Source organism: Chamaesiphon sp. VAR_69_metabat_338 (assembly GCF_031423935.1).
Taxonomy (GTDB): domain Bacteria; phylum Cyanobacteriota; class Cyanobacteriia; order Cyanobacteriales; family Chamaesiphonaceae; genus Chamaesiphon.
The window spans coordinates 1-6,939 of record NZ_JANPGM010000137.1 but is presented as its reverse complement, the minus strand read 5'-3'; the positions used below and the strand labels follow the sequence as shown (position 1 = coordinate 6,939).

General features: G+C 48.6%; 6 protein-coding genes. All 6 read right to left on the bottom strand.

What is annotated here, in order from left to right; all coding sequences use genetic code 11:
- Positions 1-229: 229 nt before the first annotated feature.
- Positions 230-1,333 (bottom strand): serine hydrolase, encoded by a 1,104-nt coding sequence (locus RMO84_RS04015; protein ID WP_310487181.1) that lies wholly within the window; start codon positions 1,331-1,333, stop codon positions 230-232.
- A gap of 422 nt (positions 1,334-1,755) precedes the next feature.
- Entirely contained in the window at positions 1,756-2,556 is an 801-nt protein-coding gene (gene proC / locus RMO84_RS04010; protein WP_310487180.1) for a pyrroline-5-carboxylate reductase, read from the bottom strand.
- Positions 2,557-2,620: 64 nt separating this feature from the next.
- Entirely contained in the window at positions 2,621-3,205 is a 585-nt protein-coding gene (locus tag RMO84_RS04005; protein ID WP_310487179.1) for a cell division protein SepF, read from the bottom strand.
- Positions 3,206-4,123: 918 nt separating this feature from the next.
- A complete protein-coding gene (locus RMO84_RS04000; RefSeq protein ID WP_310487178.1) occupies positions 4,124-4,792 on the bottom strand; it encodes a YggS family pyridoxal phosphate-dependent enzyme in 669 nt (222 codons plus the stop codon).
- A gap of 143 nt (positions 4,793-4,935) precedes the next feature.
- Positions 4,936-5,208, bottom strand: coding sequence for a transcriptional coactivator PipX (pipX, locus tag RMO84_RS03995; protein WP_310487177.1), 273 nt, complete (start codon positions 5,206-5,208; stop codon positions 4,936-4,938).
- A 161-nt stretch (positions 5,209-5,369) separates the two neighbouring features.
- Complete coding sequence (locus tag RMO84_RS03990; protein ID WP_310487176.1) at positions 5,370-6,725, bottom strand: anthranilate synthase component I; 1,356 nt, start codon at positions 6,723-6,725, stop codon at positions 5,370-5,372.
- Positions 6,726-6,939 lie beyond the last annotated feature (214 nt).

The following is a 6,939-nucleotide window of genomic DNA, read 5'->3' as shown; positions in this document are numbered from 1 at the left end:
CGTGTAGCATCCTTTTCCCCATGCCAGCAGCGGGAATTAATAAGTGCATTTTAGGGGATAGGGGATAGGGGATAGGGGATAGGGGATAGGGATGAGGCTTTAGGCTTTAGGCTTTAGGCTTTAGGCTTTAGGCTTTAGGCTTTAGGCTTTACACTGTATTCTATATTCTTCCATAACATCCTATTCACTATTCACTATTCACTATCCTCTATTCACTATCCCCTATCCCCTATTCCCTCTTAGGAACTCCAGGACTAATTTTCGGTGTGGGGGTGCGGAAATATTCGTAGGCGATTTTTGACATGGTGCGGACTAGTTCCGGCCCCGTTGGATCGTTATAGGGGCGGTTGACGAGGACTGCGGCGATATATTTTTTGCCGGAGGGGAGTTCGATCGAGCCGACATCGGCAATCAGCGAGCCAATATCGCCAGTTTTGTGGGCGATTTTTGCACCTGCGCCTAAGCCTTGGGGGAGCATGGTATTGCGGTAAGTATTGCTCATCATGTTTAACATCTGGGTGCGGGCAGCATCGGAAACGATTTTACTACTTGGGGACTGTTGAGTAGTAGGGTCGATCGATCTCATCAATCGCGCCAATTCTCTAGCCGTAGTGACATTTTTGCCTTCGAGATCGGGGAGGGGCCGATTGATGGCGGTCATTTGCAGCCCCCAATTCCGAAACCTTTGATTGAGAGCTGACGCGCCACCCAACCGTCGAATCAGTAAATTGGTAGCGGTATTATCACTGATGGCGATCGCTTTGGTCGCAGCAACGAGGATACTCACCTGCGTCCCGGGTTTTTGCTCTTGTAAATCTCCAGATCCCCCCACGATCGATTTTTGGTCGATGGTGAGTTGTTCGGATAATTTGACTTTACCCAGATCGACATCCTGAAACAGCGCGATTAAAATCGGTAATTTAATCGTACTGGCTGCTGGTAAGACTCGATCGGCTCCGAGTTGGCTGTACTCGCCACTATCGCTATTAACGAAAATATAGCTGGGATCTAATTTAAGTTTGGTTTTAATCGCAGCCTGAAGTCGATCGGTCAGTTCGATACTTGCAGTAGTTTGCTGGAGATTGTCGATCGGGATCGGGAGTGGTTTAGGTGGGGGAGCGATATCGATCGAGAGCGGTGCTTTGGGGGGATTGACGATCGACATAGCTGTACCCGCGATCGCACTTGCGCCCAAGCCACAGATACTCGCTCGAACCAAGAGAACAAAGAGCCAGACAGATCGATCGATCTGTCTGGCTCTTTGTTGGCGCGATGGTTTCCGGCGGCGGGTTTTAGGATTTTTTGTGCGCTGGTTACTAAAGTTTGAAGCCATATTGGGAAGTGAGGAGCTAGAAATGGTGCTAGATCGGTATCGAGACAAGCTGTAAGTAACGTGAGTTCGGGTCAAGGATATTTGCTTTGTTCGAGTCCCGCCTCCGATTGTGTCTTGACCGAAACGCACGCTGAGGAAACCTCAGCGCGATTTCGGTCGCAAATCGGGGCTATTGCAACAAAGTCCGCCTAAGCGGACTAGTTAATCAGTCCGCGTAGCGAAAAGTGCGGTCTTGGGCTTTGCCCAAGTGAAGCACCTTTTCAAGACAGGCGGACTTTGCATCACAAGCCGAGACTTCCAGTCTCCAGGCATTTCTTAACCCGAACTGCCGTTAAGTAAGCGACTCCCGATCGAGAGGTACAATACGCGGAGCTTCAGGGCGAACTGTTAACTAGCCACAATCCACAATCCACAATCCACTATCAACTGTTACCCAATTCCTGAGATCTCTTGGTCGCAGCCATCACCGCTTCAATTAGTGCCGATCGAAAACCTGCTTGCTCTAGCTGTCTGACTCCGGCAATCGTCGTCCCGCCCGGACTAGTAACGCGATCTTTTAATTGGGCGGGATGGAGTTGTGATGCTTGTAACAGCGTGGCTGTGCCCAACACCGTTTGCAAGGCCAATCGATCGGCGATCGCACGGGGGAGACCGGCAGCAACGCCACCATCGGCTAGTGCTTCGATCGCGATCGCCACATACGCGGGGCCAGAACCAGACAAACCAGTCACGGCATCCATTAAAGATTCAGGGATGGTGACGACTTCCCCAACGGCTTGGAAAATTTGGGTCGCTAGCTCCATCTGCTCGGCACTGACGCGAGATCCGGCGGCAATGGCCGTCAATCCCATTCCGACAGTTGCGGGCGTATTGGGCATGGCGCGGACTACGGCTCGATCGGGAAATGCCCGTTCGAGTTGGGAAATACTGACCCCCGCCAGGATGGAAATTATTACCTGCTCGGGATTGAAGCGAACGATCCCACTCGCCACCAAACCAAAAATTTGGGGCTTGACTGCCAGTAGTAACACTGGAGCCATTGCCACCAAATTATTATCATCAGTTACCTCAACTCCATATAACTGGTGCAGAGATTCCCGCTGTTTAAGTGTGGGTTCGCCGATCGCGATTTCGGTACGCTGATAAGTACCTTGTGTAATTAGGCGGGAGACAATGGCAGAACCCATGACCCCGCCACCGATGACACCTAGTTTGACCGACATAAGATTTCGTGCTTTTAGTTATCGAGCAGCTCAATACCGATTGCAGTTGCCCTAGTTAACTAAGTTACTGAGCGGCGACGATCGGCTCAGTGCCCCATGCAGGAGTCGATTGACTCGATCGAGTGCGACCGACTGTCCGCTCTGCTGGTGCTTGTTGGTTAGTCGTGTCATTGATGACTGTAGTCGGCGTACTGACTTGGACACAGTTTGGCGTGAACAAGAAGATATTATCACCAATCCGTTCGTAGTGACCGTCAATTGCATACGTACCACCAGCCACGAAATCTACCGATCTCTGAGCTTCTTCTTGACGGATCAGTGTCATGTTCAGGATCACGGACTTCCTCTGCCGCAATGCATCGATCACTTGGGGCATCTCTTCAAAAGAACGTGGTTCGATTAAGATCATTTCGGATACTCCATGCACGATCCCTGGCATCCCCACGACGTTATTAATTTTGGTAGGAGTGCGCGTTTCGGCAGTTACGCGTCGGAAGCCACGTCGTTCTTCTTCGATAATTGGCTGTTGAGCTGGGGGTTCTGGTTGCTGAAATTCAGTGCGATACGCATCACTATCTGTGTCATCGCAATCATCGTAATCTTCTTCGTTTAAACCCATGAAATCTTTGAATCTGTCTAAAACTTTCACCTTTAACTACTCCTGCGCCCTGTTGTTGTGGTATTGATGCTGCGTAACTATACTATGCTGACGAGCTACTCTCGAAGGCTAATCTTCAACGGCAAGTACAGCACTCGATCGATTATTGTCTGAAGCACTAATTTTGTTGACAATCCAAATGTCAGAAGATGCCATCCCAACGGGCTGGGTATAACAATACGGAGTATCGTTCGCTCTGACACCGAGCATAGTATCACAAAATTCAAGAATATTAAGAGAATCTTTAGGAATTTAAGATTTTCATATTCGCGTGCATCTTAGTCTTCATTCGGCCATTCTGCTGGAAAACCTGAATTTTCTGACCCATATGCGGTCCGATCGACGATCGGGATAGTAGAAAATGCGGATGAGAAGAATCTTACATTAAATTACAATGATTGTGCTAGTCATTGTAACGATCGAGTCAGCTATAGTAACACCTACCAGAATAGGAGTCGATTGGTTAATGGGAAAGTAAAAGTGCTTAACATAACTTAGGCATTTTACACCAACGCAAAATCACTCGCGGTTAAATCGACGGATTTAATTAACATCAATTAAATCAATACCTTGAAAATGAGATTTTCCAGGTATTCGTGCATCGGCACCTATCGTCTATACACATTGACTCTAGGTTAGTTCGATACAGTCACCGATATTGCTGTGGTACCAATCTTGAAGTGAGACGATCTAGAGTTAGAAACTGTTCCAGATATGTATTTTCAGCGGACACCAGCGAAGTTGTCGTAGATTGACGGCTCGGTGATGTTGACCGCTTGCCAGCACACCCTCGATGTAGAGGGAGTAAGACATTTAGATACAGTTGCATAGTTTAGTACCGATCGCCGTTCTAAAAATCGATCGAATAATTTTACTTGATACTACTTAATAACTGTTTACAATCGGTTTTCATTCCTTAATACGCTGGCCGAATAAAATACTGCCGAGCCGGACGATGGTGGCTCCAGCAGCAATTGCCGGTACATAGTCACCAGACATCCCCATCGATAGTTCGGTCATTTGGAGATTCAACTCTGGTTGGAGGGCAATCTGCTGGCTGAGATCCCGCGCCCGATCGAATAATTGTTGCGTTTGCACTGTGGTTAAACCCAGTGGCGGAATCGCCATCAAACCGCGAATATGTAGGTGTTGAGATTTAGCAATTTGGGGCAAATCGGCGAGCAGCTCGGGAATCGTCCAGCCATATTTATCGGGATCGGGCAGGATTTTGACTTGGAGACAGATCTCGATCTGTTTTTCTAATTCCCCACAGACACGATCGATCTGCTGAAGTAGCTTAAGGCTATCGACTGAATGAATCCAGTCAAACATTTCCACGGCTTTGCGCACCTTATTGCCCTGCAAATGTCCGATCAGATGCCAACAAATATCTGGCAAGTCAGCTAGTTCGGCTTGTTTTACCTGCGCTTCTTGAATCCGACTCTCGCCAAAATCCCGAATCCCGGCAGCATAAGCCTCCCGGATCGAATCTACAGGCACCTGCTTACTGACCGCCATCAATTTTACTGAAGGCGGTAAATTTTGACGAATAGTCTCGATATTGTGGGCGATCGTCATCTAGGGGCTAGGGAGTAGAGAGTAGGAGGTAGAAGTGAGGATCCTGGAAATTCCCTCCAGGTTGAATACCGTCAAGACAAAACAGGGGATCGCGCTCTTACTCACTATTATGTACGATCGACCATAGTTGGTTCGTAACTTGGCTACCCTGGGAAATTTTTTTGCATCGTTGATTGTAGCTCTTGAGATTCGAGAATTTGACCATTGCGTCTGAGTAACCGAATGCGAGTATCGATCGTCAAGCGAGCATCAGCACGAGTTACTGGCTGAAACAACAATCCTTCGGCATTATAACTAACTAGAAAAAAAACGCGCTGTGCGTAAAGAGTCGTAAATAGTTCTTGGTTCTCCTCAACAATACAAATGCGATAGAGCAAGCCAAAAGTCGGATGGTTGAGGTAGTTTTCGGAAGTCATTAAGTAGGGGATGGGGGATAGGGAATAGGGGTAGAGAGAGGTTAGATTTGATAGAGGTTAGATTTTATGAAGGTTATAGTTTTAGGGAGAAAGATAAGAACGCTTGCGTCCTATTCCTAATCTTTATTATTCCCTAATACCTATCCCCTATCCCCTATCCCCTACTTAATACCCAACGCGGCGATTTGAGCGGCTGCTTTCTGGAGAGATTCTTGCCACTCGCGCTGGGGATTGCTGTCAGCGACGATACCGGCACCAACTTGCCCCCAGACGGTGCCTTGATGATACAACAATGTCCGAATCAAAATATTGAGATCTAGGCGACCGCGCCGGTCTAGATAGCCGCAGGAGCCGTAAAACAAGCTACGCGGGAAGGGTTCGAGCTGGGCGATAATTTCCATGCAGCGGACTTTGGGGCAGCCGGTAATCGTGCCGCCAGGAAACATAGCGCGAATCAGATCGATCGAGTCGTACTGGGGATCTAATTCGCCAGTCACATTACTGACCAGATGCATGACATGACTATAGCGTTCGATCGACAGCAATTCATCGACATGAACGCTACCCCAGCGGCAGACGCGACCGAGATCGTTGCGTTCGAGATCTACCAGCATGATATGCTCGGCAATCTCTTTGTCGTTACTCAAGAGTTCTGCTGCTAATTGCAAGTCTTGGGTGGGAGTGTGACCGCGTTTGCGGGTACCCGCGATCGGGCGAGTGGTGGCAAGTGGCGATTGGTACTGCACCAATCGTTCGGGGGAGCAACTCATCATCGATCCCCACGGGGTCTGCCAATAGCTGGCAAATGGTGAAGGGTTGATACGATGGAGATGTTGATAGATCTGCCAAGGATCGAGTTCGGTGTGAGTGCTAAACCGCAGGGATAAATTAGCCTGAAAAATATCGCCAGCTTGAATATATTTTTGAGCTTGTAAGATCGCCTGTTGATATTCAGTTTCTGATGTGAAAAATTCTAAATCTGTAGCGATCGAATCCGTGGAAGTCTTTTTTGGAGAGCGATCCCCACGATCGTCTAGTGTTAATTTCTCACTCAGCGCGGTTAATTCTGCAGTCGTAGATGCGGATATATATAAAAGTTGTTCCCAATGATCCAAAATCGCAAACGCCTGGGGAGCATACCAGTAAGCGATCGGAAATGGTAACGGGTCTGGTTTGCGATCGGGTAATGCTTCGATTTCCCAGGCTAGTTCGTAACCCAGCCAACCCAACCAACCGCCAGTAAAAGGTAGATGAGCTGGTAGATCCGATGTCTCCTGGCTATTTACCAGTAAACCGCGCAAACAATCTAAAATTTCCCCGATGGCTGGCGTAAATAAATGCACTTGTCCATCATCACTCTCTCGTGGTGCCCCTGCGCAAATCGAGTATCTTGCGATCGCATTTCGATCGGCATTAGTCACCGGACTTTCCAATAAAGTCGCAATGCGATCGGATCGAAATAATCGATCGAATATTTCAGAACCAGTACGATTGTTGAGGGGAAGGGTGAGGTGCAAAGCGGGACAAGGGGACGGGGAGAGGGGGAAAGGGGGCTAGGCGAAAGACATTAATGGTATTTGCTCTTTTCCCTAAAGCCTAAAGCCTGCTTGGTGCGCTGTCTTGACCCAAACGCACGCTGTAGGCGTTGGCGAAGCCTCTCCGAAGGAGATACGAAGCGAGACGTGCCGCTAGGCGGGAACCTCAGCGCGATTTGGGTCGCTAAACCCTCGG